Source organism: Tabrizicola aquatica, from assembly GCF_002900975.1.
In the GTDB taxonomy this organism is placed as follows: domain Bacteria; phylum Pseudomonadota; class Alphaproteobacteria; order Rhodobacterales; family Rhodobacteraceae; genus Tabrizicola; species Tabrizicola aquatica.
Genome location: NZ_PJON01000005.1, coordinates 76,499 through 102,269, shown reverse-complemented (window position 1 = coordinate 102,269; position 25,771 = coordinate 76,499). Strand labels below are relative to the sequence as shown.

The window sequence follows — 25,771 nt, the reverse complement described above, 5'->3', positions numbered from 1 at the left end:
TTCCGCTTGCACCCCCCGGCGACCTACCCTAAATACCCGGCATCGCGAAGGAAACGACGCGGTTCTTCTCTCCGGTGGGGTCATAGCTCAGATGGGAGAGCGCTTGAATGGCATTCAAGAGGTCGGGAGTTCGATCCTCCCTGGCTCCACCAAAGAGAGACTAAAAACAGCCGCCTTCGGGCGGTTTTGTTTTGTCTTGCGCTGGGTTGCCCGTCCCCGTTGGCCGGGAACAGGCGGGACCGGCTCAGTACATGGAGTTGCGGTAATCCGCGTCCAACCCCTCATCGATCTTCTGCATAGCGGCCGGATCCTGCGGCGCGCCGGTCGTCTGGTCGAGAATCATCTTCAAGAGTGAGGGCATTTCCTTGCGGTTCTGCCGGGCTTCGGGATCCCAAAGTCGCGAACGGCGGAACGCCTTGGCGCAGTGCAGGAAAACCTCGGTCACGGATACGACGATGGCCAGGGTCGGCACACGGTCGTTGACCGCTAGCGGCGCCAGGATCTGCGGGTCGGTCGTCAGCCGCGCGGTGCCGTTCACCCGCAGCGTATCGTCAAAGCCTGGGACCATGAACAGAAGCCCGACGCTGGGGTTGGCCAGGATATTGGACTGGGTGTCGAGCCGGTTGTTTCCCGGGCGGTCTGGAATCGCAAGCGTCTGGTCGTCCAGTACCGCGACAAATCCAGGCGGGTCGCCACGCGGGCTGACATCTGCCTTGCCTTCGGCATTCTGAGTGCCGATGCACAGAAACGGCGAGCGGCGGATGAAGTCGCGCGCATGGCTATCCAATGCGGGCAGGGATTTCAGCGCAGCCAGGGTATGCGTCGCCGGGAAAAGCGCCCGGAGGGCGACCTCGTCCGGAACCAGGTGTTCGGGTTTGAGAGCGTAGGGCATGCGGTGTCCTTCAATGGAGGCGAAAGCCTGCACAGATGCGGGGCGTCTGGTCGGACTGAGGGGTGCGCCAATGAAAACCCAACGGCCACGAACTACAACAATAATTTTTTTCTCTGAATTAAAAATTGTGCGGTTAGCCGAGATGGTGGAGGCGACAACGCGGCCGGGGCAGAAACACCCAATCTGTTTTACGTCGCAGGTGGCCACCCAAAGGTGGACTACAGATTTCTTTCAGCGATCGAATCTATAGTGACCGGCTTGGGCGTCTTTCACTCTGCCGGCTGTGCCCTACCCCGTGCGGCGCGCCAGGCCTGGCGCTTGGCGCGTTGCCAGAACCAGGGCTTCGGATGGTCGTCCCGCATCACCAGCATCAGAAGCGACGGGATGACGATCAGCGTCAGGACCGTGGCAAAGGCCAGGCCATAGACGATGGCGCTGGAGAGCGCGATCCACCACTGGGTGGAGGGCGCGCCGATCGTGACCTCCTGGTGCAGAAGCTCGACGTTCAGGCCGAAGGCGATGGGCAGCACGCCAAGGATCGCCGTCAGCGCGGTCAGGACCACGGGACGCGCCCGCTCGCGGCAGGTCTGCAGGATCGCCTCGATCTTCGGCCGGCCCTCGCGTCGAAGGGTGTCGTAGGTGTCGATCAGCACGATGTTGTTGTTCACCACCACGCCGGCCAGCGCGATGACCCCGATCCCGGTCATCACCATGGTGAACGGCTGGGCCATGAGCATCAGGCCCAGCAAGACACCGATGGTGGACATGATCACCGCCGACAGCACCAGCCAGACCGAGGTGAAGTTGTTGAACTGCGCCAGAAGGACCACGAAAATCAGGAAGATCGCCGCGCCGAAGGCCTTGGCCAGGAAGGCCCCTGCCTCGGCCTGTTCCTGATCCTCGCCGGCAAGTTTCCAGCGGACGCCGATCTTGTCCAGCTCGGCCTGCTCCAGCGCGGCGCTGACGGCGGCGCGGACCTGGTCGGGCTGCACGCCCTCGCGGATGCCGGCCTGCACGGTGACAGTGCGGGCGCCGTCCAGCCGGGTCAGGGTGCCCGTGGTGGGGGCCGAGACGCGGGTGACGAAGTTGGTGATCGGTACCGAGCCTTCGGCGGTCTGGATGCGCAACTGGTCCAGCGCCGCGATGGTGCGCTGGTCGGCTGGCAGGCGCAGGACGATGTCCACCGCGTCGTCGGCCCCGGCAGGCCGGTAATCCGACAGCTTGAGGCCCCCGGTCACCAGCTGCACCATCGCCCCAACGGTCGCGGGTGCGATGCCGTAGCGGGCAGCGGCGGCGCGGTCGACGCGCAACTCCCAGTCCACCCCGGGCGGCGGCAGGCCGTTCGAGATGTCGATCACGTCCGGAACAGCGGCCAGTTGGTCGGCCACCGCGCGGGCCACGTCGTTCAGCCCCGAGGGATCGTCGGCCGAAAGCTGGATCTGGATCGCCTTGCCAGTGGGCGGCCCCGCCTGCGGCACCGAGACCTCGATATCCACGCCGGGTATGCCGATCATGGCGACACGAAGATCGGTCAGGATCTCGGATGCGGGCTTGCGCTCGCGCCAGTCGACGAATTCGTACTGGATCGTGCCGATCACGTCCGGCCCGACCTCGTTGCCCATGCCGCCGCCCGCACCGGTGCGGGTGTAGACCGTGGCGATGCCGGGCCAGCCCAGGATGCGTTCCTCGGCTTGGGCGACCAAAGCGTCCTTTTCCTGGATCGACAGGTTGCCCCGCGCCTTGACGTACAGCAGGCCGAACTCGGGCTCGACGTCGGGGAAGAAGATCACGCCCTTGCCGTACTTGGCATAGGCGAAGGGCACCGCCACCAAGAGGCCCACCGCGACGAAAAGGACGATGAACGGGTGCCGCACCGCCTTGCCGACGACCCACATATAGGCGCCGTCCTTGTGCTGGGGCGGGTGCTTGAACGGTTTGGCGATCAGCGCGCCCAGGGTGGGGACGAAGATCAGCGCATAGACCAGCGAGGCGGAGAGCGTGACGATCAGGGTGATCGGCAGATACTTCATGAACTCGCCCACGATGCCGGGCCAGAACAGCAAGGGCGAGAAGGCCGCAACCCGCGTCAGGGTGGCGGCCGTGACCGGGCCGGTCATGCGATGCGAGGCCTGGGCGAACGCCTCGCGCTTGTCCATGCCTTCGGCCATGCGGCGTTCGGCGTATTCGGTGACGATGATCGCGTCGTCGACCAGCATCCCGACGGCCAGGATCAGCGAGAACAGGACCACGATGTTGACCGTGTAGCCCCAAAGCGACAGCGCCAGCATCCCCATCAGGAACGAAGCCGGAATCGCCAGGCCGATCAGGATCGAGGCCCGCATCGACAGGGCGTAAAGGATGACGATGAAAACCAGGATCACCGCCGTCAGGACCGAGTTCTGCAGGTCGAACAGCAACTGCCGGATGTCCTTGGACTTGTCCTGGCTGAAACTGATCTCGGTCCCTTCGGGCAGGAGGGGACGGAAGGCCTCGGTCACGGCTTTCACCTGGTCCACGGTCTCGATCAGGTTCGCGCCCGAGCGTTTCGAGACCTCAATCGCCACGGCGGGACGGCCGTCAAGGCGGGTGATGGTGGCGGGTTCCTTCAACGTGGGCAGGATGGTGGCGATGTCGCGCACGCGCACGGTGGCGGTGCCGGTCGAGATTACCGGCAGGTTCGCCACATCGGCCACCGTTTCCAGAAGCGACGGAACCTTGATCGCATAGCGGCCTTCGCTGCCCTCCAGCGCGCCGGCGGCGACAAGCTGGTTGCCGGCGGCGAAGCCGGCGATGAGGATATCGGGGCGCAGGCCATAGGTCGCAAGCTTGCCGGGGTCGATCACCACCTCGACCAGATCGTCGCGGACACCTTGCAGGTTCGCCTCCAGCACCGGGGGCAATTCCTCGATGCGGTCCTGCAACTCACGCCCCGCGCGGGCCAGGACACGTTCCGGCACGTCGCCCGACAGGGTCACGACCAGGATCGGGAATTCCGACAGGTTGACCTCGTTGACCGTCGGCTCATCCGCGCCGTCGGGCAATTGCGGGCGGGCGGTGTCCACCTTGTTGCGCACGTCATCCAGCGCCTTGTTCAGGTCGGCCCCGGCCTGAAACTCGATCAGCACGTTGCCCCCGCCCTGATAGGCGGTCGAGGTCATCTTCTTGATACCCGAGATCGATTTCAGCGCCGTTTCCATCGGGCGGAGTAGCAGGCGCTCGCTGTCCTCGGGCGAGATCCCCTCATAGTGCAGGCTGACGTAGAGGATCGGGATCTGGACGTCGGGCTCGGCCTCCTTGGGGATCGAGACATAGGCGAAGGTGCCCGCGACCATCAGGAACAGCAGGATCGAAAGGGTCAGGCGCGCGTTGGCAATGGCGGTTTCGACCAGTTTCATGGTGCGGCCTCCGTCTCGGCGACCTCGACCGTCTCGCCGTCGCGGACCAGGTCCTGACCGGCGACGATGATGCGCTTGTCCTCGGGCACGCCGGTCACGACCAGGCCATCGGGCGTGTCATCGATGATCGAAACCGCCGCAAAGCCCGCGACATTGTCGCTGCCCACGACGCGGATACCCAACTCCCCCGTCTCGGCCAGGGTGATGACCGAGCGTGGCACCACCACGGCCCGGACCGGGGAAGCCGACAGCAGGACCTCGGCCGTCATGCCCGAGGGGATCGCCAGGTCGGGATTGGCAAGTTCGATCTCGACCGGAAAGGTCCGGGTCTGGGCCGAGGCTTCGCGCGCGATCAGGCGGACGGTTCCGTCCAGTTCGGTGCCGTTGACCAGCCGGACCACGGCCTTGGCGCCCTTGGTGACGCTGGCCAGGTCGACTTCGCTGATTTCGGCCTGCACCAGGATCGGGTTCAGCGCCAGGATCGTGGCAACGGGCGCGCCGGTCTGCACCCATTCGCCCAGTTCCACCTCGACCGTGTCGACGATTCCGGTGAACGGCGCCTTCAGTTCCAGCCGATCCACGGCGGCGCGGGCGCGTTCAAGTTCCGCTGCCGCAGCATCGCGGGCAGAGCGGGCGTTGTTCAACTCGATCTCGGGCAGGTTACCGCCGGCGAACAGCTTGTCGGCGCGCTCGAACTCGCGCTCTTTCTGCGCAAGCGAGATTTCGGCGATCTTGGCCTGGGCCAGGGTTTCGGGGCCTTCCAGGGTCATCACCAACGCACCCGCCGTGACGGTTCCGCCCTTGGTAAGCGCAAGGCTTGCGACCACGCCTTCCGCCCGCGCGGCCAATGAGACCCGCTTGTCCGCAGCCGTCAGACCGGACAGCCGGATCGTGCGGGCGTGGTCCACAAAGACCGGCGTCACGGCGGCAACCGTGCGGACCAGTGGTTTCACCTCGGCCACCGGCTGGGTCGGGGATTCCTGACCTTCGACCCCTTGGGCACTGCCGACCGACGAAAACTCGCCCGTGGCAATCCAGGCGCCAGCGGCGACAAGAACGCAGAATGCGGCGATACGATGGAACTTCGGCATGGGGACAGGCCCTGATAAGGTGTTGAAAGTGTGTGCTGTCCTGCTGTCCGGTCTGGGCCGGAGAGCGGGAGGACGGTAAAGGCAGACTCGGCACAAAGGCGGCACAGACATACGCCCAAGCCGCGGCAAGGTCCAGCGACGGCTTCCCCGACCCGGCCCGGGGCGCTTTATTGCGCCAATTTTAGGCATGGCATTGACTTTCAGGGCGATCCGGCCCATGTCCCCCCTGTCCGAAGCCCGTGCCGCGTGAGCACCGAAAGGCCCGGACGCTCTGGTTCCCACAGTCACGCAGGGGCGCCGCTTGCGGCACGGTCACGGGCAATGGTCCGGGACGAGGGTCGTAGGCCCTCTGAACGACGGGACCATTCTCATGGCCACTTTTGCCGACCTCGGCCTTTCGCCGAAGATTCTGAAAGCGCTGGAAAAGACCACGCTCAAGACGCCCACTCCGATCCAGGAGCAGGCCATTCCACATATCATGCAGGGCCGCGACCTGATGGGCCTGGCCCAGACCGGCACCGGCAAGACGGCGGCCTTTGGCCTGCCGCTGCTGCACCGCCTGCTGGACATCGGCCACCCGCCGGGCCCGAAGAACGTCCGCGCCCTGATCCTGGCGCCGACGCGCGAGTTGATCGCGCAGATCAAGGACAACTTCGAGGTCTTTACCAAAGGCACGGCCGTGAAGATCACGATGGTCGTCGGGGGGGCGTCGCTGTTCAAGCAGGCGCAGGCCTTGTCCAAGGGCACCGACGTGCTGGTTGCGACGCCGGGCCGTCTGATCGACCTGCTGGAGCGTGGTGACGTTTCGCTGGAAAAGTGCGGCTATCTGGTGCTGGACGAAGCTGACCACATGCTGGACATGGGCTTCATCCATTCGCTGCGGAAGATCGCCAAGCATATTCCGCTGAAGCGCCAGACGCTGCTGTTTTCGGCCACGATGCCCAAGGACATCTCGGAAATCGCGGATACCTATCTGCGCGATCCGATCAAGGTGCAGGTCGCCCCGCCCGGCAAGCCCGTGGAGCGCATCAGCCAGGGCGTCCACTTCATCCCGAACGGCGACAAGGCCCGGATGCTGGAAGAGTATCTGAAGAAGCACCCGGGCGAGCAGGCGCTGGTTTTCGGCCGCACCAAGCATGGCTCGGAAAAGCTGGCGAAACTGCTGGCGGTCTGGGGCTTCAAGGTCGGCTCGATCCACGGCAACAAAAGCCAGAACCAGCGCGACCGCACCCTCACCGAGTTCCGCAATGGCGAATTGGATGTTCTGGTCGCGACCGATGTGGCGGCGCGGGGAATCGACATTCCGACGGTGCGCCACGTCTACAACTTCGACCTGCCGAACGTGCCAGAGAACTATGTCCACCGCATCGGACGCACCGCGCGGGCGGGGGCGGAAGGCTCCTCGATCAGCTTCTGCGCGCCAGCCGAGATGGGCGAATTGCAGGCGATCGAGAAGCTGTTGAAAAAGCCGCTGCCGATGGTGGGCGGTGCCCCTTGGGCGGCAGATATCGCCGCCGCGGCGCCGAAGCCGGGGCAGAACCGGGGACAGCGGCCCGGCAATGGCGGACGCCAGGGCCAGAAGCTGACCGCAAAGCCGCAGGGCCAGCGCGCGGGCGGATCGGGCAAACCTGCGGGCCAGGGGCGCCCAGCCGGTCAGGGCAAGCCGGCCGGCCAGCGCCCGGCGCAAGGCAAGCCGCAAGGCGGCAGCTTCGCGCCGCGCCGCGACGCGCGCTAGAAATTGCGGGCGGGGTCGGTTTGACCGACCCCGTCAGCTTACTTCTTCTTCCAGGTTCAGCTTCATCTCCAGCAGGACCTGCTGGATCGCCAGCGTCTCGCGCAGCAGGCGCTTCGCCTCATTGACCGAGATTTTCCCGTCGCCGATGGCCTGGTTGTATTCGGCCATCAGCATCCCGAACCGCTGCGCCAGGGCGACCACGTCCTGGTTGACGCCGGTGGACGTGGAATTCCGCTTCTCGCTGTCATAGGACAGCGTGATGCCGCGCAGATCGGCCAGGGCGGCCGTCACATGCGGAAAGCGGCTAGCGGCTTCCAGTTCGGCCACCACGTCGATCGGCATGAAGCGGTCATCGTGTTCCTCGTTGTCCGAGTAGTAGCGGCCCAGCGTCGCCTTCGACTTGCCGGTCAATTCGCAGGCGGCTTCAATGCCAACATCCTTTACCAAGGCCTCGGTGTGCTTCTTCAGGTAGGACGCGACCGACATCATTTACTCCACTGCGCAGGCAATCCGGGGAAAGCCCTTGGAATTTTCCCATTAACCCCGTGGGAACCGTTTGTCATGAATAAAGAGGTGTCGGCAAGTTGCCGGCGCGTTGGTGAGTTGCCGGTGTCCCCAGCACCGGTTTGGGTGGGGGTCCGCTGCCTGTCTCCGGTGGAGGCACAAGCGATCCGCCGGGGTGTGGCGGGCCCTTCCTTAACAAGTGTGGCGACGGTGTCGCCAGGTTACTCGTTCCGGGCCGTCATACCCCTGCCCACCCCTACCCCGTACCAGTCCCCTGGCCGGTCCCGCCGCAGATCTTGCGGCCGGGGTCGGTGATGGGCTAGGTCGGGCACACCATGGCCAAGCTGTATTTTCACTATTCGACGATGAATGCGGGCAAGTCGACCTCGCTCCTCCAGGCCTCGCACAACTACCGCGAGGGGGGCATGGCGACCTATCTGATCACCGCGCAGTTCGACAACCGGGCCGGTCAGGGGCGCATCGCCAGCCGCATCGGCATCGGCGAGGATGCAGACACCTTCGCCCCGGGCGAGGACCTGTTCGCCAAGCTGCAAGTCCGTTTCGCACAAGGGCCGGTCGCCTGTGTCTTTATCGACGAGGCGCAGTTCCTGTCGAAAGAGCAGGTCTGGCAACTGGCCCGTGCGGTGGACGATCTGGGCGTGCCGGTCATGGCCTACGGCCTGCGCGTCGATTTCCAGGGCAACCTCTTTCCCGGCTCGGCCGCGCTTCTGGCCTGGGCCGACGAGATGCGTGAGGTGCGCACGATCTGCCATTGTGGAAAGAAGGCCACCATGGTCATCCGCCGCGGCCCGGACGGACGCGCGCTGCGCGACGGCGAGCAGGTGGTGATCGGCGGGAACGAGACCTACGTCAGCCTGTGCCGCCGTCACTGGCGCGAGGCCGTCGGCGACTAAGCCCGCGCCGGCCGGGTGATCAGCACGCCGGCCAGCGCGATCAGCGCCATGCCGGCGACCGCCAGCCAGGTCAGCGTCTCGCCCCACAACACGAAGCCCCAGGCGGCCGAGGCCGGCAGGATCACATACTCGAACACCGACACGCGGGACGCGTCCGCGATCTGGTACGCCTTCACGATCATCCCCACGCCCAGAAGCGAACCCGCCGCCTGCACGAAGGTCCACCACAGGAAGCCGCCAGTGGGCCAGACCGGGCCGCGTTGCAGAAAGCCCTCCGCCCCCGCAGGCACAGTCATCGGGAACAGGGCCAGCACCGCCATGCCGATCAGGCCGATCCCCCCCAGCATCCCGAAGAAGCCCGCAACCAGCGTCTCGGCGCTTTCGCCCTGGCACCATTGGCGGGTGGCGATGTTGCCCATGGCATACAGCGCACCCGCAATGACCGGCAGCAACGCGGCGAAGGTGGCGCCAGAGACGGCCTCGGGGCCAAGGACCATGACCACGCCGCCGAAGCCGACCAGAACCGCCAGGATTTGCAGGGTGCTGATCGGCAGGCCATAGGCAAAGCGCTGGATCAGCAGGACAAAGATCGGAGCGGTGAACAGGCCCGCCGCGACTTGCGCCACCGGCAGGAAGGCCAGCGCGCCGAAATAGATCACCATCGCCGAACCATGGATCGCCGACCGCGCCAGCACGCGCCCGGGCCGATTGGGCCGCAGCTTCAGCCCCAAGGGCAGCGCGACCAGGGCCAGGATGGCGAACGCCATTGCCGTGCGCGTGGCATGGAACTGCCACAGCCCGCCGTCCTGCGCGATGACCCGGACGTAGTTGTCGGTATAGGCGATCACGCTCGCATAGATCAGCACCGCGCCAAAGGCGGCCAGGGTGCGGTTGGGAAGGTCGGTCATGGTGCCTGCTGTCTTGCCTGCTCGCCGTTCTGCCCGCCCCCGGACCGTGCCGCCCGCCTGAACGCGACGCCCCGACCGGGCTTTCTGGTCGCGGATGGCGCAAGGCGGTCGGTGATTGTGGCCGGCGGCCACAGGCAGTAAGGTCGCGCGAAAGCACGCAAAGACCGGGGCCCGATGACGGCGCTGAAGAAGTATCAGAGGCTGGAATGCTCGGGCCTGTGGCGCGAGACCCCGCAGGACCAGCGCCGCGAGGTGTTGGTGCGCTTTGGCGAGGCGACGCTGATCCTGTCCGACCCCCGCAGCGGCGAGGCGGTCAGCCACTGGTCGCTTCCGGCGGTAGAGCGGACGAACCGCGGCGAAGAGCCCCCGGTCTTTGCGCCGGGTCCGGAATCCACCGAGAGTCTGGAGTTGACCGACCCCGACATGATCGCCGCGCTGGATGCGGTGCGCGCGGCGGTGAAGGCGGCCATCCCGCGTCCGGGCCGGTTGCGCGGGCTGATGCTGGGCGCGACGGCAGTGGGCGTGGTGGCGCTGGCGCTGTTCTGGCTGCCGGGCGCCCTGGTGCGGCACACCGCCTCGGTCGTGCCACCGGCGCAGCGGGCCGAGATCGGGCAGCGGGTGCTGGACGACCTGGTGCGCGTCACGGGTGCGCCCTGCGACAACCAGTTGGGTTTGCAGGCACTGGCCGGATTGTCGGAACGGGTGTTCGGCCCGGTCGATACGCCAATCCTCTATGTCCTGCCCGAGGGGGTCGAACGGCCCCTGCATCTGCCGGGCGATGTCATCATCCTGCCGCGCCAGATGATCGAGCAGATGAACGGCCCCGAGGCGGCGGCAGGGGCAGCGCTGGTGGAACGGTTGCGATCACGGCAGTCGGATCCGATGTTGCCACTCTTGCAGCACGCCGGTCTGCGCGCGACGTTCCAGCTTCTGACCACGGCCGAACTGCCCACCGCCGCCATCGCCGGCTATGGCGAAGCAGCCCTGCGGGATACCCCGCAGTCGGTTGCCGACGATGCCGCACTCGCCGCATTTGAGGCGGCACAGATTCCGGTCTCGCCCTATGCCGTCGCAGTCGACCCGGACGGCGCGGTGACGGGCGGCCTCGTGGAACGCGATCCCTACAAGGGCCTCGCGCCGACGCCGCTGATCCCGGATGAATCCTGGGTCGCGCTGCAGGGCATCTGCAACGCCTAGTCCTGCCGGCGGATCACGGTCGCATCGGGGAAGCCCTGGCCGCGCAGCTTGGACTGTGCGTCCTCGGCCGCCTTGGCCGAAGGCAAGGGACCGGCAAACACTGTCTGGAGGCCAGCTGCTCCAGTCGCCCGACCCTGCGTCGCGGGGTAGCCCAGCACCCGCAACCGCTCGACCGCCCGGTCGACATTGCTGGTCTGGCCGAAGCTGCCGACGGCGACGTACCAGCCCGGTTCCCCGCCATCACTGGCAGCCAGCGTTGCATCAGCCTGATCCGGCGCCACTTCGCCTGTGTCCGCCACCGCTACGCGCTGGCCAGACGTCGGATTGCCGCACAATGGCACCCCCTCACGGGTCACGCGCGGCACCCACAGGACTTCGCCCACGCGACCGGCCCGCAGGAAAAGACAGCCCTTGCTGTCCACATACTGTTGTCCTGCATAGCCCGCAGGTGGCAGCTCGGCAGGCTGCGCCGGCTCATCGGCCAGGACCGGGGCGGCAAGCGCCAGAATGGCCAGCACGGCCCCCCGCGCCAGCATCACTTGGTGCCGAACATCCGGTCCCCGGCATCACCCAGGCCCGGCACGATATAGCCATGGTCATTCAGGCGGCTGTCCACCGCGGCCGTGACGATCGGCACGTCCGGATGCGCCTCTTTCATCCGGGCAATCCCTTCGGGGGCCGCCAGCAGACACAGGAAGCGGATCTGCTTCGCACCCGCCTTTTTCAGAAGCGAGATCGCCGCCGCCGACGAGTTCCCGGTGGCCAGCATCGGATCTACGACGATGGCAATGCGGTCCTCCATCTTCTCGGGCAACTTGCAGTAGTACTGCACCGGCTGCAGCGTCTCGGGGTCGCGGTACAGGCCGACAAACCCGACGCGCGCCGCAGGGATCAACTCCAGAATGCCATCCAGAAGCCCATTGCCGGCCCGCAAGATGCTGACAAGGGCCAGCTTCTTGCCCTCGATCATCGGGGCATCCATTTCTTCCAACGGGGTCTCGATCCGCTTCGTGGTCATCGGCAGTTCGCGGGTGACCTCGTAGGCCAGCAGCAGGCTGATCTCGCGCAGAAGCTTGCGAAAGCTGGCGGTCGAGGTGTCTTTCTCGCGCATCAGGGTCAGCTTGTGCTGGACCAGGGGGTGCGACACGACGGTCAGGTGATCCAGCATTCAGGCCTCCAACAGCTTTCCGATCCTTGCCTTGGTATCCGCATCGCAGAAGGCCGCGTCAAGCGACTGGCGCGCGATCTTGCGGAACTGGCCATCGTCCCAATCGAAGGCCCGGTGCAGTTCTTCGTACTCGCGGGCCATGGTGGTGTGGAAGAACGGCGGATCGTCCGTGCTGACGGTGACCTTCACGCCGCGCCGGTCCAGTTCCGCAATCGGATGGTCGCGGAAGCTTGGGTAGACGCCCAGCACCACGTTCGAACCGGGACACACTTCCAGCACGATGCCCTTTTCGGCCAGCTCATCCACCAAGGAAAGATCCTCGATCGCGCGCACCCCATGTCCGATCCGCTCCACCTCCAGATCGCGCACGGCATCCCGAACGCTGTCCGGCCCGCCCCATTCCCCTGCGTGGGCGGTCAGCCGCAACCCTGCCTCGCGCGCGCAGTCGAAGGCCCAGCGAAAGTCCTTGGGCGCGCCGATCTTCTCATCACCCGCAATTCCAAAGCCGACGATCCAGTCCCCGGCGGTCTCGGCCGCGCACAGCGCCGTCTCGCGCGCTTTGTCCGGGCCGAAATGCCGGATGCAGGTGATGATTCCGCGCAGGGTGATCCCCATCTGCCGTTCCGCCTGGGTCGCAGCCTCCTGCATCGCGTGCAGGTATTCCCGCCAGGCCCCCACGTCGCGCCCACCGCAGAAATCGGGCGACAGGAAGGTCTCGGAATAGACCACGCCGGACTTCGCCGATTCCTCCAGCACTGCAAGCGTCAGCCGCGCGTAATCCTCGGGCGTCTGCAGCGCCGAGGTCGCGGCCTCATAGACCTTCAGGAAGTCCCAGAAGTCCTTGTAGCGATAATTTCCGCGCGTGTCGAAGATGCCGGATATGTCCAGATGCTTCTCCTTGGCCAGCCCCGCGATAAAGCTGGGCGGCGCGGCGCCTTCCAGATGGAGATGCAGTTCGACCTTCGGCAATCCACTCACGCAGCGCTCCTCATTTCATCTTTGCACAAATATCCTCGGGAAGTCCGGGGGGCTAAGCGCCCCCGGGGGCCGTTACAGGAAACTGCGCCCCGGACCTTGGCCAACGACCCCCAGATGCGCGGCGACACTTGCGCCAACATCAACGAACCCGCACATCCCTACCTCGCGCGCGCCAGCGCCCCAGCCCACAACCGGGACCCGCTCCCGCGTATGCTCGGTGCCGCGCCAGGTCGGGTCGTTGCCGTGGTCTGCCGTGAAGATCGCCAGATCACCCGGCCGCAGGGTTGCAAAGAACCGGGGGAGGCCCGCGTCGAACCACTCCAGCGCCCGGGCATAGCCAGAAACATCGCGCGGGTGGCCGTACAGCGTGTCGAACTCGACAAGGTTTGCAAAGGTCAAGGAACCGTCCTCGGCTTCAGCCCCAAGTCGAACAAGATGTTCGAAAAGGTCAGCATCGGACTTGCCTTTCCAAAGCTTTCCGATCCCCCGCATCGAGAAGATGTCGCCGATCTTGCCCACGCCATGCGTCGCCCGCCCAGCGTCCGCGACCCAGTCCAGCAGGGTGGGTGCCGGAGGGGCGATGGCAAAGTCCTTGCGGTTTGACGTACGCTTGAAGTCCCCGCAGCTTCCAGTGAACGGGCGCGCGATCACCCGGCCAACCTTGCGGGCGTGCAGGCTGGGCGCAAGGTCGTGGCACAGCTTCAACAGGCGATCCAGACCGAAAGCCTCTTCATGCGCGGCGATCTGGAACACGCTGTCGGCGCTGGTGTAGCAGATCGGCCATCCCGTCCGCAGATGTTCCTCGCAATGCTCGGCGATGATCGGCACGCCCGAGGCATGGCAGTTGCCCAGGATGCCTTCGGTCCCCGCCAGCCGGCAAACCTCGGCCACCAGATCTTCGGGGAAGGCGGGGACTGTGTCGGGAAAATAGGTCCAGTCCCAGGGCACCGGCACCCCCGCAAGTTCCCAATGTCCCGAGGGCGTATCCTTGCCCTTCGACACCTCGGTCGCAGCACCCCACAGCCCGTCCGGCACCGCGTCCAGTCCCGGGGTGGCCGCCCCCGAAGCCAGCCGGATCGCCGCCCCAAGCCCCAGCCGATCCAGGTTCGGCATCAGCAAGGGTCCGGTCCGCCCGACCTCGGCCCGGCCTTCGGCGCAGGCCTGGGCGATGTGGGCAAGCGTGTTCGATCCGGCATCGCCAAAGGCCGCCGCATCCGGCGCGCCACCGCAGCCGACGCTGTCCATCACGATCAGAAAGGCGCGTGTCATCCGGCAATCCTTTTCTGTATCAGCGCCGGTTCGTCGGGCAGGTCCGGCACGATCCGGTAGGCGGCCTGAACTGCCGCAACGGCCGCCCGCGCGGCCTCTTCCGTGGCGGCGTGGACCATGGCCAGGGGCACGCCCTCGCCCGTTTCCTCGCCAATCCCGGCAAGGTCGGACAGGCCGACCGAAGGGTTCACCTTGTCCCCCTCGCGCAGGCGCCCGCCGCCAAGATGCACGACCGCATGGCCCAGCGCCTCGCCGCCGATCGCGGCGACATAGCCGTCCTGCAGCGCCGGCACTTCCAGCACCACGGGGGCCGAGGGCAGCCGGTCCGGCCAACGCTCGACGAAATCGGCAGGCCCTCCCTGCGCCGTGACCATGCGCCCGAAGATCTCGGCCGCCTGACCCGATTGCAGCGCCTCGGCGATGCGGCCCTCGCCGTCCTTGGGATCGGCGGCCAGGCCCGCCAGCGCCAACGCCTCGCCGCCCAGCGCCACGGTGAGGTCCCAAAGCGCGGTGTTGACCGAGGTGCCGGTCAGCGTCTCCATCACCTCGATCACTTCCAGCGCGTTGCCGGCGGCAGTGGCCAACGGCTGCGACATGTCGGTGATCAGGGCCGTCGTCATGCAGCCCGCGCCCTGCGCCGTCTTGACCAGCGCGCGGGCCAGCGCCTCGGCCCGTTCCGGCGTCTTCATGAAGGCGCCCGAACCGCATTTGACATCCAGCACCAGCGCCTCCAACCCCGCCGCCAGCTTCTTGGACAGGATCGAGGCGGTGATGAGGTCGATGCTTTCCACCGTCCCTGAGATGTCGCGGATCGCGTAAAGCCGCTTGTCCGCCGGGGCGAGGTCGGCACTTGCGGCAACGATGGCGCATTTCACGCCGCCCATCTGTTTGCGCAGGGCCTCTTCCGAAAGGGCGGTGCGAAAGCCCGGGATCGCTTCCAACTTGTCCAGCGTCCCGCCAGTATGGCCAAGCCCCCGGCCCGAGATCATCGGAACATAGGCCCCGCAAGCCGCCAGCGCAGGCGCCAGCAGAAGCGAGGTGCAGTCACCGATCCCGCCGGTCGAATGCTTGTCCACCACCGGACCGGGCAGATCCCAGGCCAGCACCTTGCCGGTGTCGCGCATCCCCCGCGTCAGGGCGACTCGGCCCTCTTCCGACAACCCTTTCAGCAGCACGGCCATGGCGAAGGCCCCGGCCTGCGCATCCGTCACCACGCCCGAGGCCAGTCCGGCCGCGAACCAGCGCAAGTCATCGGCTGCGGGCTGGCCGCCGTCGCGGATCGTGGCGATGACCTGACGCGCGTCAGTCATGCCCGGTCCATATGCGCGGCGGTAAAAACGCCCGGCAGAAGGTCGGCAACCGTCATCACCCGTTGCTTGCCGTCCGTGGTGCAAAGCGTGACCTTCACCTCTTGCCCCGCGAACTCGGCAATCTTTTGACGGCAGCCGCCACAGGGTGGGACCGGATCGGGGCTATCGGCGATCACGCAGACCTCGGCAATCCGGGTGTCTCCGGCCGCAATCATCGCGGCGATGGCCCCGGCCTCGGCGCAGGTGCCTTCGGGATAGGCGACATTCTCGACATTGCAGCCGACATGCACCGCGCCCGACGTGGACCGCAGCGCCGCCCCCACCTTGAAGCGGGAATAGGGCGCATAGGCCCGCTCCCTGACCGCGGTCGCGGCTTCCAGCAACGTCATCCTCGCCCCCCTTTGACCATTTGGTCAGATTGGTTCTGTGTGTGGGCCGATGTGGCGGTGTCCGCTCGCCGGTCGCTCGTCGAGCACTTCGTGCACTCCTCGCTGCGCCGTCGCGAGGAGTGCACGAAGTGCTCGACGAGCGGTCATCTGTCGACGACACGCGTTTCGGGGTTGCCCGGAAGCGTCACCTCCAGCAGCTCCAGGTCCGTCGTGCAGTCGGCATAGCGTGTTGCCATCCCCGGAGGGATCACGAAGGCGTCGCCGGGTTCCAGGCGGAAGGGGTCCTTGCCCTCGCCCTCCAGCGTCATGGCGCCGCGCATCACGAAGGTGAACAGGATATCGCCATCATGCACAGTCCAGGGTGCAGGGCCGGTGGGCCGGGCCACCATGACCGAGGCGACGCCCTTGGTCGCAGCGTGGATCGTGGTATCGCGCGCCTCGAATCCCGGAATGCGGAAGGGCGCGTATACGCCTTTCGCGCCGATGTCGTGGACGAACCTTTGCCCTTCCCATTCCCGGTCGGGCCGGTAGTGCGGGGTGGGCAGGGTCATGTCGTGGTCGATCTCGGTCACATGCTCGGCCGGGACGCCGATTTCCACCACTTGCACCCCTTCCGAGTGCAGGACCTTGTGGCGGATGCCCGGCGGCTGGATGAAGCAGTCGCCGGCGTGGATACGGCGGATGTCGCCCTGATCCTCGTACAGCACGTCCACCCAGCCCGCGACGCAGAAGATCAGTTGGAAGCCGACCTTGTGGAAATGCACCATGTCCGGCACCGGCCCATCGGGCACACGGATGTGGCTGGCGATCATCGCCCCGCCCAGGCGGGTCGGGATCAGGTCGCGATACTCCATCCCCGCGCGCCCGATCACCCAGGGCGCCTGGTCCGCCAGGCGCCGGACCACGAAGGCATGTTCGGTGGCCGGGGTGACGACCGGAGGATTCAGCTCGTCGATTTCCACCCGCGTACCGTTCGGTGCGACCAGTGCCTTCGCGCCACCTGCAAAACCGGGATCATCGGTCAGGATGCGCAGGGTTCCGGGGGCCTCGGCCGCGCCCTTCTGGATACGCAGTCGCAGTCCATGGCCGGACAGGACTGCGACCTCGGGGTTGTCGGCGGGAAAGATCATGTCCAGCCGCATCCCCAGCGTCTTGGTGAAGAAGGGCAGATCTTCGCGCAGTTCCTGTGTCGGCAACCGGATTTCGGCCCGGATTTCCTTGCTGCTCGTTTCCGTCATGGCATTCCCCGTGCTATGGCGGCATCGTGGTCGGCGGGGAAGTGATTTGCAAGCCGGCCCGAAAACGGTTTCAAGGCTTGCCGCATAGGCAAGGGCACGAAACTGGTTTAACGTTGAACCAGTTTCCGCGGGAGGAATGTATGGACGAGGCACGGCAGGACAACGCACGCCAAGCGGCGCTGGATTATCACGAATTCCCGAAGCCCGGGAAGCTGGAGATCCGGGCGACCAAGCCACTGGCCAACGGCCGCGATCTGGCCCGCGCCTACAGCCCCGGCGTCGCCGAAGCCTGTCTGGAGATCAAGGCCGATCCTGCCACCGCCAGCCGCTACACCTCGAAGGGCAATCTCGTCGCCGTCATCTCGAACGGAACCGCAGTCCTGGGCCTGGGCAACATCGGCGCCTTGGCGTCGAAGCCGGTGATGGAAGGCAAGGCGGTCCTCTTCAAGAAGTTCGCCAATATCGACTGCTTTGACATCGAGGTGAACGAACCCGACCCCGTCAAGCTGGCCGAGATCGTCTGCGCGCTGGAACCCACCTTCGGCGCGGTGAACCTTGAGGATATCAAGGCCCCCGACTGCTTCATTGTCGAAAAGCTGTGCCGCGAGCGGATGAACATCCCCGTATTCCACGACGACCAGCACGGCACCGCCATCGTCGTCGGCGCGGCGGCGACCAACGCCATGATCGTGGCGGGCAAGAAATTCGGCGACATCAAAGTCGTCTCGACCGGCGGCGGGGCGGCCGGCATCGCTTGCCTGGAAATGCTGGTGAAGCTGGGCGTCAAGCGTGAGAACGTCTGTCTTTGCGACCTTGAAGGTCTGGTCTACCACGGCCGGGCCGAGCAGATGACCCAGCAGAAGGCCGCCTTCGCCCAAGGCGACAAGCCCGCCACGCTGGCGGACGTGATCAAGGGCGCGGACCTCTTCCTTGGCCTGTCCGGCCCAGGCGTCCTGACGCCCGCGATGGTTCAGACGATGGCCCCGAACCCGATCATCTTCGCGCTGGCCAACCCGACGCCCGAAATCCTGCCCGACGACGCCCGCAAGGTCGCCCCCGGCGCGATCATCGCCACCGGGCGGTCGGACTTTCCGAACCAGGTCAACAACGTCCTGTGCTTTCCCTTCATCTTCCGCGGCGCTTTGGATGTCGGCGCGACCACGATCAACGACGAGATGAAGATCGCCTGCATCGAAGGCATCGCCGCGCTGGCCCGCGCCACCACCAGCGCCGAGGCCGCCGCCGCCTACCGGGGCGAGACCATGTCCTTTGGCCCGGACTACCTGATCCCCAAGCCCTTCGATCCCCGCCTGATCGGCGTCGTCGCCAGCGCCGTCGCCAAGGCAGCTATGGAAACCGGTGTCGCCACCCGCCCGCTGGAGGACCTGGACGCTTACAAGCGCAAGCTGGACGGGTCGGTGTTCAAATCCGCCCTGCTGATGCGCCCGGTATTCGAAGCCTCGAAAATGGCGACCCGCCGCATCGTCTTTGCCGAGGGCGAGGACGAGCGCGTCCTGCGCGCCGCCAACGCGATGCTGGAGGAGACGACGGATGTTCCGATCCTTATCGGCCGCCCCGAAGTGGTCGAGGCGCGCTGCGAACGCTTTGGCCTGCCCATCCGGCCCGGCCGCGACTTCCACCTGGTGAACCCGGAAAACGACCACCGCTACCGTGATTACTGGGGCACCTACCACGAGTTGATGGCCCGCCGCGGTGTCACGCCCGACACCGCCCGCGCCGTGATGCGGACCAACACCACCGCCATCGCCGCCATCATGGTCCACCGCGAGGAAGCCGACAGCATGATCTGCGGCACTTTCGGGCAGTTCAACTGGCACCTGGGCTATGTGCGCCAGATCCTTGCACGCGGCGGCCTTCACCCCGTCGCGGCACTCAGTCTGATGATCCTGGAGGACGGCCCGCTTTTCATTGCCGACACCCACGTCCATCCCGAACCGACCCCGCAGCAGATCATGGAGACGGTGATCGGCGCGGCCCGCCACGTCCGCCGCTTTGGCCTTGCGCCCAAGATCGCGCTTTGCACCCAGTCGCAGTTCGGCAACATGGACACCGCCAGCGCCCGCCGGATCCGCGAGGCGCTGGAGTTGCTGGACGCGCGCGAACCCGACTTCGCCTATGAAGGCGAGATGAACATCGACGCCGCGCTGGACCAGTCGATCCGGGACCGCCTGCTGCCGGGGTCCCGTTACGAAGGTGGCGCGAACGTGCTGGTCTTTGCGTCAAGCGAGGTCGCCTCGGGCGTGCGCAACATCCTGAAGGTCAAGGCAGGCGGGCTGGAAGTCGGCCCGATCCTGATGGGCATGGGGAACAAGGCCCATGTGGTCACACCGGCGATCACCGCGCGGGGTCTTTTGAACATGTCCGCCATCGCAGGCACGCCGGTCGCACATTACGGCTAACCGTTAACTCAAGCTTCAGGGCTTTTGGCAAAACATGGGCGCACCATTCAGATTGGAGCGCCCATGTCCTTTGCCCCGCAGCATCCCTTGACTCGTGCGGAACCTGTAGGGCCGGGCATGCCCACGGGATCGCGGCAGTTGGATGCCGTTGCGGAAGCGGCTGGCAAAGTCGGCCGCTCGGCGGTGGACATTGCCGGATTTCTTGAAGATCTGGGACAGAATGCACAAGCAGAGCAAGGACTTCTGACCTCAATTGGCCGCGGCCTTGAGCGGGTGCTAGAGGAAACGCGGCAGATGGAGGACGCGTCGCAGACCGTACTCAATGCGGCGACCGGAACGCATGACGTCGTCCAAGCTTCGGTCGCCACCATGCAAGAGGCGCGGGAGCAAACGCTGCGAATCACTGGCTGGGTGGCAGGCGTCAAGGGATGGATGGCCGATTTCATGGCCTCGCTGGCCGCGACCGAACAGAACCTTGCCCTGATCACCCACATCGCGCGTGAGGTGAATATCCTGGCGCTCAACGCCCGGATCGAGGCAGCGCGGGCCGGCCCTTCGGGCGCAGGCTTTTCGGTCATCGCCGAAGCGATTGGCAAGCTGGCGCGCGACACCAGCACGGCGGCCGATGGCATCGCGCAAAGCCTGACCCGCGTGCGGAGCGATGCCGAAACCTTCTCCACCGGCGCGGTCGAGGTGATGGAAGATGCCGAACGGGTCGTGGCCGGATCGCAAGGGGTGGACCGCGCGCTTACCGATATCCGGCAAGGCATGGCGGCGCTTGACCACATTGCCGGCGCGATCGGCGCTGCAACAGCCCGTGTGCGCGATGCGGTCGGCGCCTATGTTCCCGATGTCCGCACGCTGGAGGCCAACCTGCGCGGCCGCGCCGATGCGATCACCCATCTCGGCGCCCGCTCGCAGGAACTGATCGACACGTCCGAGACGATGGTTCAGCACGCCGTGGCCCTCGGCGCAGCCAGCAGCGAACAGATGTTCATCGACCGTGTGCGGACCGATGCCGCCGCGCTGTCCCGGTTGCTGGAGGGGGCATTGGACCGCGGCGAAACTTCGGAAAGCGAGTTGTTCAGTTCCGACTACCGGCCGATCCCGGGCTCGAATCCGGCGCAGGTCCTGGCCCCCTTCACTGCGCTGACCGACCGTCTCTTTCCGCCGGTCCAGGAGGCCGCGCTTGGCCTCTCACAGCGTGTGGTCTTTTGCGCCGCGGTCGACCGCAACGGCTATCTGCCGACGCACAACACCAAGTTCTCGCAACCACAGGGGCGTGATCCGGTCTGGAACGCCGCCAACTGCCGCAACCGCCGTGTCTTCAACGACCGCGTTGGCCTGAAAGCCGGCCGGAACGAGGCGCCCTTCCTGTTGCAGGTCTATCGCCGCGACATGGGGGGCGGGGTGTTCCGCATCATGATCGACGTGTCGGCGCCGATCGTGGTGCGCGGTCGGCCATGGGGCGGCCTGCGGCTGGCCTACCTGTGAAGGCTTTGCAAAGTCCCCCGCATCCTCCCGGTGCTGACGCCACGCTTCGCGGTTTTGCAAATATTTCTAGAGGGCACCGGCAAATTCTGCAAAGAATCTCTCTGCCGTTTCCGGTAACAGCGTTGCCAGCCCTGCCACCAATGCCGTAACACCTGCGGCGGAGGAGACATCAGCGGGGGGATGACGCGATGAGCTACGCACAGCTTTACGGGCAGTGGCAAAAGGACCCCGAGGGGTTCTGGCTGGCAGCCGCCGGCGGCATCGACTGGGTCACGCCGCCCACCCGGGCGCTGGATGCCTCTCGGGCACCTTTGTACGAATGGTTCACCGACGCACAGGTCAACACCTGCTGGAACGCGGTAGACCGTCATGTGATCGCCGGCCGCGGCAAACAGGCCGCCATCATCCACGACAGCCCCGTCACCGGCACAAAGCACGTCATCACCTATGCCGACCTGCTTGATCGCGTCTCGCGTCTGGCCGGCGCGCTGAAGGCCAAGGGCATCCAGAAGGGCGACCGGGTCATCATCTACATGCCGATGATCCCCGAGGCTCTGGAGGCGATGCTTGCCTGCGCCCGCCTTGGCGCGATTCATTCGGTCGTGTTCGGCGGCTTTGCGGCCCACGAACTTGCCGTGCGCATCGACGACTGCACGCCAAAGGCGATCATCGCGGCTTCTTGCGGGATCGAGCCGTCGCGGGTCGTTCATTACAAGCCGCTTCTTGACGCGGCCATCGACCAGGCCACCCACAAGCCCGACTTCTGCGTGATCTTCCAGCGCGAGCAGGAAGTCGCCAAACTGACGCCGGGCCGCGACGTTGCCTGGCATGAATTCCAGTTCGGGGTCGAACCCGCCGACTGCACCCCGGTCGAGGGCAACCATCCGGCCTACATCCTCTATACCTCTGGCACCACCGGCGCACCAAAGGGCGTCGTGCGCCCCACTGCGGGACATCTGGTGGCGCTGAATTGGACCATGCGGGCGATTTACAATGTCGGCGCGGGCGATGTGTTCTGGGCCGCCAGTGACGTGGGCTGGGTCGTCGGCCACAGCTACATCTGCTACGGCCCTCTGATCGCCGGCTGCACCACCGTCGTGTACGAGGGCAAGCCGGTCGGCACCCCCGACGCCGCCGCCTTCTGGCGGGTTATCAACGAATACGGGGTGAAAAGCTTCTTCACCGCCCCCACGGCGCTGCGGGCGATCAAGCGCGATGATCCGGACGGCAAACTGGTACCACCCCTGCCGTCGCTTCAAGCCCTGTATCTGGCCGGCGAACGGGCCGATCCCGACACGATCCACTGGGCGCAGAACCACCTGAAAGTCCCGGTCGTCGACCACTGGTGGCAGACCGAGACGGGTTATGCCATCGCCGCCAATCCGCTGGGGATCGAACATCTGCCAGTCAAGATCGGCTCGCCTTCGGTTGCCATGCCCGGCTTCGACGTCCAGGTGCTGGACGAAGGTGGCCACCCCGTCAGCCCCGGCACGCTTGGCGCCATCGCGATCAAGCTGCCCCTGCCGCCCGGCACGCTGCCAACGCTCTGGAATGCCGAAGAGCGGTTCCGCAAGTCCTATCTCAACCACTTCCCCGGCTATTACGAGACCGGTGATGCCGGCTATATCGATGCGGACGGCTATCTCTACATCATGGCCCGCACCGATGACGTGATCAACGTGGCCGGCCACCGCCTGTCGACCGGCGCGATGGAGGAGGTGCTGGCCGCCCACAAGGACGTGGCCGAATGTGCCGTGATCGGGGTGGCGGACGACCTCAAGGGCCAGTCCCCACTGGGCTTTCTGTGCCTGAACAAGGGGTCGAACCGACCGCATGACGAGGTGGTCAAGGAATGCGTGAAACTGGTGCGCGACCAGATCGGCCCCGTCGCCGACTTCAAGCGCGCCGTCGTGGTGGACCGCCTGCCCAAGACTCGTTCGGGCAAGATCCTGCGCGGTACGATGGTCAAGATCGCCGATAGCCAGCCCTGGAAGATGCCTGCGACCATCGACGACCCTGCGATCCTGGACGAGATCAAGGCCGCCCTGCAGACCATGGGGTTGGCGCGCGACTGATCTGGACAGCGGATGCAATTTGCGTCAATCCTTTGCATTATGCAAAGGATTGACCCTCTGCCCCACCGCTTCGACCGCGACCGCTTTCTGCGCTTGATCGAGCTGGTCGGCCCGGAGATGGCGCCGACGCTGCTTGCCCAACTGGTTGCCGATCTGGGTGACTGCAACCGCCGCATGACCGCCGGCTGCGAGACCGCAGATTGGGCACTCTTGCGCGAAACCTCGCATGATCTGATTGCCCTTGGTGGGTCCTGTGGCGCGATGGAGCTTCAGGATCTGGCGCAGCAACTGAACTCTGCCGCCCATGAACAGGACCACGGCGGCCTGGAGCGGCTGGCCCCGGTTGTCGCCAGCCAGATCACGGCATTGCTCGCCCTGATCCGCGCAACGCCCGAAACGGGACCCGTGCCATGGTAAAGTCGTCCGCCCCACCCCGCCAACCGATTCTGCTGGTCGAGGACACGATCTCGCTGCAGATCGTCTACCGCTCGATCCTGACTTCGGCCGGTTATACTGTTGCCGTCGCCGGGACGGCCGCCGATGCCCTGGTGCAGTTCCGTGCGCTGAAACCGGCGGCGGTCCTGTTGGATCTGGTGCTGCCCGACCGCGACGGGCTGGACCTCATGCAGGAAATCCTGGCTGCCGGGCCCGAGACCGGGGTGATCGCGATCACGGCCAATGGATCGGTCAACCGGGCGGTGCAGGCCATGCGGGCGGGCGCGCATGATTTCCTGGTCAAGCCGGTAGAGGAAAGCCGGTTCCTGGATGCCGTCCGCAACGTGATTGCCGAGCGGCGTGTGCGCCGGATCGAGGTCCCGTCACCGAAAGCCGACCACGGCCCGGCCAGCGACACGTCGGGCTTTATCGGCTCGTCCGCGCCGATGCGGCGTATCCATGAAACCATCGCCTCGGTCGCGCGGTCGATGGCGACAGTGTTCATCACCGGCGAAAGCGGAACCGGGAAAGAGCTTTGCGCCCTGTCGGTTCATGCCAACTCTGCCCGGGCGCAAGGCCCGTTCATCGCGCTGAATTGCGGGGCCATCCCGCAAGACCTGCTGGAATCCGAAGTGTTCGGTCACATGAAGGGCAGCTTCACCGGCGCGATTTCCGACAAGCCGGGGGCGGCGGCGGCGGCGGATGGCGGGACGCTGTTCCTGGACGAAATCTGCGAGATGGCGCCCGCCTTGCAGACCAAGCTTTTGCGGTTCCTCCAGACCTCGACTGTGCAGCCGGTCGGGGCGACCAGGCCGCGCAAGGTCAACGTCCGCATCGTCTGCGCGACAAACCGCGATCCCCTGGACGCCGTCCGCCGCGGCCAGTTCCGCGAGGATCTGTACTATCGCCTGTACGTCGTGCCGATCCACATGCCCCCGCTGCGAGAACGGGGCGAGGACGTGATCGAGATCGCCGAAGCCGCCTTGATCCGCTTTGCCGAGGAAGAGGGCCGAACCTTCCTGGGCCTCTCGGACGAAGTCCGCGCGCTTCTGTTGCGGTTACCGTGGCCGGGTAATGTACGGCAGTTGCTGAATGTCATCCGCAACGTGGTGGTGCTCAACCCCGGGGGTCTGGTCACGCCTGACATGCTGCCACCCGGGCTGACCTGGTCGGAACCGACCGCGCCTGCAGCGCCTTTCGGCCCGCCGCCGGCAACCGAGGGGCTAAGCCTGGACGGTTTGGTCGGACTATCCCTGGCCGAGGCCGAGCGCCGGCTGATCGAGGCGACGTTGGACCGGCACGGCGGCTCGGTGCCAAAGGCTGCGCGGGTGCTGGATGTCTCGCCCTCGACCCTGTACCGCAAGATCGAGGGCTGGAAAGCGCGGGCCGGGTGACACCGGGCGCCGGAATTCGCAGAATTCCGGATCGGAAATCGTTCGATTTCCGGTGCCCCGGCCTAAGTGAACTGCTCGCCGATCAGCCGCTCTTCCAGCCCGTGGCCGGGGTCGAACAGCAGCCGGTAGGTGATCGTGGGTTCCGACCGCACCTCGACGCTGACCACATCGCGGACCGAGGACCGGCTGTCGGCATCCGCCATCACCGGCCGCTTCTCGCCTTCCAGAACCTCAAACCGCACCACCGCCGTCGACGGCAGCAATGCCCCCCGCCAGCGCCGGGGCCGAAAAGCGGACATCGCCGTCAGCGCCAGCACGTCCGAACCGATGGGCAGGATCGGTCCATGTGCGGAATAGTTGTAGGCCGTCGATCCGGCCGGCGTCGCCACCAGCGCCCCGTCGCAGACCAGTTCCTCCAGCCGGACCCGGCCGTCGACCAGCACCCGCAGCTTTGCCGCCTGCGGACCCTGGCGCAGAAGCGAGACCTCGTTGATCGCCAAAGCCTCGGTGACCTTGCCCTTCGCGTTCTCGGCCTGCATCGCCAGCGGATGGATCGCCGTTTCCTCGGCCGCGCGCAGTCGGTCGGGCAGGTTCCCCTCGGCATAGGCGTTCATCAAAAAGCCGATCGTGCCGCAGTTCATCCCATAGACCGGCAACCGCCGCCCATGCGATGCGTGCAGCGTCTGCAGCATGAACCCGTCGCCGCCCAGCGCCACGATCACCTCGGCCACCCGCGAGTCGGCCTGGCCGTACTGCGCCGTCAACGAGGCGAAGGCCGCCACCGCCGCCGGGGCCTTGCTGGCCGTGAACCTGATCCGCATCTGCCGCCCTCCTGCAAGACGCCAGACAGTCTTGGCTGCGCCAGCGCCGGAACTCAACCCCGCCCGCAGCTTCCCTTGGGTAAGAAAATTTCGCACCCGGGGCGTTGCATGTCGGATTCTTGCCTTTTCCGCCCCGGCCACCTG

At 66.1% G+C, this 25,771-nt stretch carries 21 protein-coding genes and 1 tRNA gene; 9 read left to right on the top strand and 13 right to left on the bottom strand.

Features of this window, described 5'->3' with window-relative positions:
• The first annotated feature begins 76 nt into the window (after positions 1-76).
• Positions 77-152 (top strand) — tRNA-Ala (locus tag CXR42_RS16725).
• A 92-nt stretch (positions 153-244) separates the two neighbouring features.
• Here CXR42_RS16725 and CXR42_RS16720 read toward each other — a convergent pair.
• From CXR42_RS16720 to CXR42_RS16710, 3 genes are all read right to left on the bottom strand, one after another.
• Positions 245-892, bottom strand: a complete 648-nt coding sequence (locus tag CXR42_RS16720; protein ID WP_103258738.1) for a pyridoxamine 5'-phosphate oxidase family protein — start codon at positions 890-892, stop codon at positions 245-247.
• A 269-nt stretch (positions 893-1,161) separates the two neighbouring features.
• Entirely contained in the window at positions 1,162-4,287 is a 3,126-nt protein-coding gene (locus tag CXR42_RS16715; protein ID WP_103258737.1) for an efflux RND transporter permease subunit, read from the bottom strand.
• Positions 4,284-5,378: an efflux RND transporter periplasmic adaptor subunit gene (locus CXR42_RS16710; protein WP_103258736.1), complete on the bottom strand. Its 1,095-nt coding sequence runs from the start codon at positions 5,376-5,378 to the stop codon at positions 4,284-4,286. Before CXR42_RS16710 ends, CXR42_RS16715 begins: the two co-directional genes overlap by 4 nt.
• Before the next feature lie 370 nt (positions 5,379-5,748).
• Between CXR42_RS16710 and CXR42_RS16705 the strand changes: the two genes are divergently transcribed.
• Positions 5,749-7,113, top strand: coding sequence for a DEAD/DEAH box helicase (locus CXR42_RS16705; RefSeq protein WP_103258735.1), 1,365 nt, complete (start codon positions 5,749-5,751; stop codon positions 7,111-7,113).
• A 33-nt stretch (positions 7,114-7,146) separates the two neighbouring features.
• Here the strand turns inward: CXR42_RS16705 and CXR42_RS16700 are convergent, their stop codons facing one another.
• A complete protein-coding gene (locus tag CXR42_RS16700; RefSeq protein ID WP_103258734.1) occupies positions 7,147-7,602 on the bottom strand; it encodes a hypothetical protein in 456 nt (151 codons plus the stop codon).
• 350 nt (positions 7,603-7,952) lie between these two features.
• Between CXR42_RS16700 and CXR42_RS16695 the strand changes: the two genes are divergently transcribed.
• Positions 7,953-8,531, top strand: coding sequence for a thymidine kinase (locus CXR42_RS16695; RefSeq protein WP_103258733.1), 579 nt, complete (start codon positions 7,953-7,955; stop codon positions 8,529-8,531).
• On the opposite strand, the gene CXR42_RS16690 is transcribed toward CXR42_RS16695, so the two are convergent.
• Positions 8,528-9,439 (bottom strand): DMT family transporter, encoded by a 912-nt coding sequence (locus CXR42_RS16690; RefSeq protein WP_103258732.1) that lies wholly within the window; start codon positions 9,437-9,439, stop codon positions 8,528-8,530. The genes CXR42_RS16695 and CXR42_RS16690 overlap by 4 nt on opposite strands.
• Before the next feature lie 174 nt (positions 9,440-9,613).
• Here CXR42_RS16690 and CXR42_RS16685 point away from each other — a divergent pair, with 174 nt between their 5' ends.
• The gene (locus CXR42_RS16685; protein WP_103258731.1) at positions 9,614-10,636 is read left to right on the top strand and encodes a hypothetical protein; all 1,023 of its coding nucleotides are present in this window, start codon (positions 9,614-9,616) and stop codon (positions 10,634-10,636) included.
• Here the strand turns inward: CXR42_RS16685 and CXR42_RS19950 are convergent.
• The 7 genes from CXR42_RS19950 to CXR42_RS16650 all read right to left on the bottom strand — a co-directional run bounded on the left by CXR42_RS19950 (position 10,633) and on the right by CXR42_RS16650 (position 16,988).
• Positions 10,633-11,172 carry an SPOR domain-containing protein gene (locus CXR42_RS19950; RefSeq protein WP_103258730.1) on the bottom strand — a complete coding sequence of 180 codons (540 nt, stop codon included), beginning with the start codon at positions 11,170-11,172 and terminating at the stop codon, positions 10,633-10,635. The genes CXR42_RS16685 and CXR42_RS19950 overlap by 4 nt on opposite strands.
• The gene (gene upp / locus CXR42_RS16675; protein ID WP_103258729.1) at positions 11,172-11,804 is read right to left on the bottom strand and encodes a uracil phosphoribosyltransferase; all 633 of its coding nucleotides are present in this window, start codon (positions 11,802-11,804) and stop codon (positions 11,172-11,174) included. The genes CXR42_RS19950 and upp overlap by 1 nt, the downstream gene beginning before the upstream one ends.
• Positions 11,805-12,782: an adenosine deaminase gene (locus CXR42_RS16670; protein WP_180996094.1), complete on the bottom strand. Its 978-nt coding sequence runs from the start codon at positions 12,780-12,782 to the stop codon at positions 11,805-11,807.
• 72 nt (positions 12,783-12,854) lie between these two features.
• Positions 12,855-14,051 (bottom strand): phosphopentomutase, encoded by a 1,197-nt coding sequence (locus CXR42_RS16665; RefSeq protein ID WP_103258727.1) that lies wholly within the window; start codon positions 14,049-14,051, stop codon positions 12,855-12,857.
• Complete coding sequence (locus CXR42_RS16660; RefSeq protein WP_103258726.1) at positions 14,048-15,361, bottom strand: thymidine phosphorylase; 1,314 nt, start codon at positions 15,359-15,361, stop codon at positions 14,048-14,050. Before CXR42_RS16660 ends, CXR42_RS16665 begins: the two co-directional genes overlap by 4 nt.
• Complete coding sequence (locus CXR42_RS16655) at positions 15,358-15,750, bottom strand: cytidine deaminase (RefSeq protein ID WP_103258725.1); 393 nt, start codon at positions 15,748-15,750, stop codon at positions 15,358-15,360. Before CXR42_RS16655 ends, CXR42_RS16660 begins: the two co-directional genes overlap by 4 nt.
• Before the next feature lie 143 nt (positions 15,751-15,893).
• Positions 15,894-16,988 (bottom strand): cupin domain-containing protein, encoded by a 1,095-nt coding sequence (locus tag CXR42_RS16650; RefSeq protein WP_103258724.1) that lies wholly within the window; start codon positions 16,986-16,988, stop codon positions 15,894-15,896.
• Positions 16,989-17,128: 140 nt separating this feature from the next.
• On the opposite strand from CXR42_RS16650, the gene CXR42_RS16645 reads away from it, so the two are divergent.
• The 5 genes from CXR42_RS16645 to CXR42_RS16625 all read left to right on the top strand — a co-directional run bounded on the left by CXR42_RS16645 (position 17,129) and on the right by CXR42_RS16625 (position 24,806).
• Positions 17,129-19,408, top strand: a complete 2,280-nt coding sequence (locus tag CXR42_RS16645; RefSeq protein WP_103258723.1) for an NADP-dependent malic enzyme — start codon at positions 17,129-17,131, stop codon at positions 19,406-19,408.
• A 294-nt stretch (positions 19,409-19,702) separates the two neighbouring features.
• A complete protein-coding gene (locus CXR42_RS16640) occupies positions 19,703-20,902 on the top strand; it encodes a methyl-accepting chemotaxis protein (protein ID WP_180996093.1) in 1,200 nt (399 codons plus the stop codon).
• Positions 20,903-21,090: 188 nt separating this feature from the next.
• Positions 21,091-22,977 (top strand): propionyl-CoA synthetase, encoded by a 1,887-nt coding sequence (locus CXR42_RS16635; RefSeq protein ID WP_103258721.1) that lies wholly within the window; start codon positions 21,091-21,093, stop codon positions 22,975-22,977.
• A 39-nt stretch (positions 22,978-23,016) separates the two neighbouring features.
• Positions 23,017-23,394, top strand: a complete 378-nt coding sequence (locus tag CXR42_RS16630) for an Hpt domain-containing protein (protein WP_103258720.1) — start codon at positions 23,017-23,019, stop codon at positions 23,392-23,394.
• Positions 23,388-24,806, top strand: coding sequence for a sigma-54-dependent transcriptional regulator (locus CXR42_RS16625; RefSeq protein ID WP_103258719.1), 1,419 nt, complete (start codon positions 23,388-23,390; stop codon positions 24,804-24,806). Before CXR42_RS16630 ends, CXR42_RS16625 begins: the two co-directional genes overlap by 7 nt.
• 62 nt (positions 24,807-24,868) lie before the next feature.
• On the opposite strand, the gene CXR42_RS16620 is transcribed toward CXR42_RS16625, so the two are convergent.
• Positions 24,869-25,627, bottom strand: coding sequence for an NAD kinase (locus tag CXR42_RS16620; protein WP_103258718.1), 759 nt, complete (start codon positions 25,625-25,627; stop codon positions 24,869-24,871).
• Positions 25,628-25,771 lie beyond the last annotated feature (144 nt).

Coding starts and splice junctions, on each gene's coding strand:
- CXR42_RS16720 (WP_103258738.1), bottom strand. CDS start 892: ATGCCCTACGCTCTCAAACCCGAACACCTGGTTCCGGACGAGGTCGCC.
- CXR42_RS16640 (WP_180996093.1), top strand. CDS start 19,703: ATGGAGGACGCGTCGCAGACCGTACTCAATGCGGCGACCGGAACGCAT.
- CXR42_RS16650 (WP_103258724.1), bottom strand. CDS start 16,988: ATGACGGAAACGAGCAGCAAGGAAATCCGGGCCGAAATCCGGTTGCCG.
- CXR42_RS16690 (WP_103258732.1), bottom strand. CDS start 9,439: ATGACCGACCTTCCCAACCGCACCCTGGCCGCCTTTGGCGCGGTGCTG.
- CXR42_RS16655 (WP_103258725.1), bottom strand. CDS start 15,750: ATGACGTTGCTGGAAGCCGCGACCGCGGTCAGGGAGCGGGCCTATGCG.
- CXR42_RS16635 (WP_103258721.1), top strand. CDS start 21,091: ATGAGCTACGCACAGCTTTACGGGCAGTGGCAAAAGGACCCCGAGGGG.
- CXR42_RS16705 (WP_103258735.1), top strand. CDS start 5,749: ATGGCCACTTTTGCCGACCTCGGCCTTTCGCCGAAGATTCTGAAAGCG.
- CXR42_RS16630 (WP_103258720.1), top strand. CDS start 23,017: ATGCAAAGGATTGACCCTCTGCCCCACCGCTTCGACCGCGACCGCTTT.
- CXR42_RS16660 (WP_103258726.1), bottom strand. CDS start 15,361: ATGACTGACGCGCGTCAGGTCATCGCCACGATCCGCGACGGCGGCCAG.
- CXR42_RS16645 (WP_103258723.1), top strand. CDS start 17,129: ATGGACGAGGCACGGCAGGACAACGCACGCCAAGCGGCGCTGGATTAT.
- CXR42_RS16625 (WP_103258719.1), top strand. CDS start 23,388: ATGGTAAAGTCGTCCGCCCCACCCCGCCAACCGATTCTGCTGGTCGAG.
- CXR42_RS16710 (WP_103258736.1), bottom strand. CDS start 5,378: ATGCCGAAGTTCCATCGTATCGCCGCATTCTGCGTTCTTGTCGCCGCT.
- CXR42_RS16685 (WP_103258731.1), top strand. CDS start 9,614: ATGACGGCGCTGAAGAAGTATCAGAGGCTGGAATGCTCGGGCCTGTGG.
- CXR42_RS16695 (WP_103258733.1), top strand. CDS start 7,953: ATGGCCAAGCTGTATTTTCACTATTCGACGATGAATGCGGGCAAGTCG.
- CXR42_RS16700 (WP_103258734.1), bottom strand. CDS start 7,602: ATGATGTCGGTCGCGTCCTACCTGAAGAAGCACACCGAGGCCTTGGTA.
- CXR42_RS16715 (WP_103258737.1), bottom strand. CDS start 4,287: ATGAAACTGGTCGAAACCGCCATTGCCAACGCGCGCCTGACCCTTTCG.
- CXR42_RS16665 (WP_103258727.1), bottom strand. CDS start 14,051: ATGACACGCGCCTTTCTGATCGTGATGGACAGCGTCGGCTGCGGTGGC.
- upp (WP_103258729.1), bottom strand. CDS start 11,804: ATGCTGGATCACCTGACCGTCGTGTCGCACCCCCTGGTCCAGCACAAG.
- CXR42_RS16620 (WP_103258718.1), bottom strand. CDS start 25,627: ATGCGGATCAGGTTCACGGCCAGCAAGGCCCCGGCGGCGGTGGCGGCC.
- CXR42_RS19950 (WP_103258730.1), bottom strand. CDS start 11,172: ATGCTGGCGCGGGGGGCCGTGCTGGCCATTCTGGCGCTTGCCGCCCCG.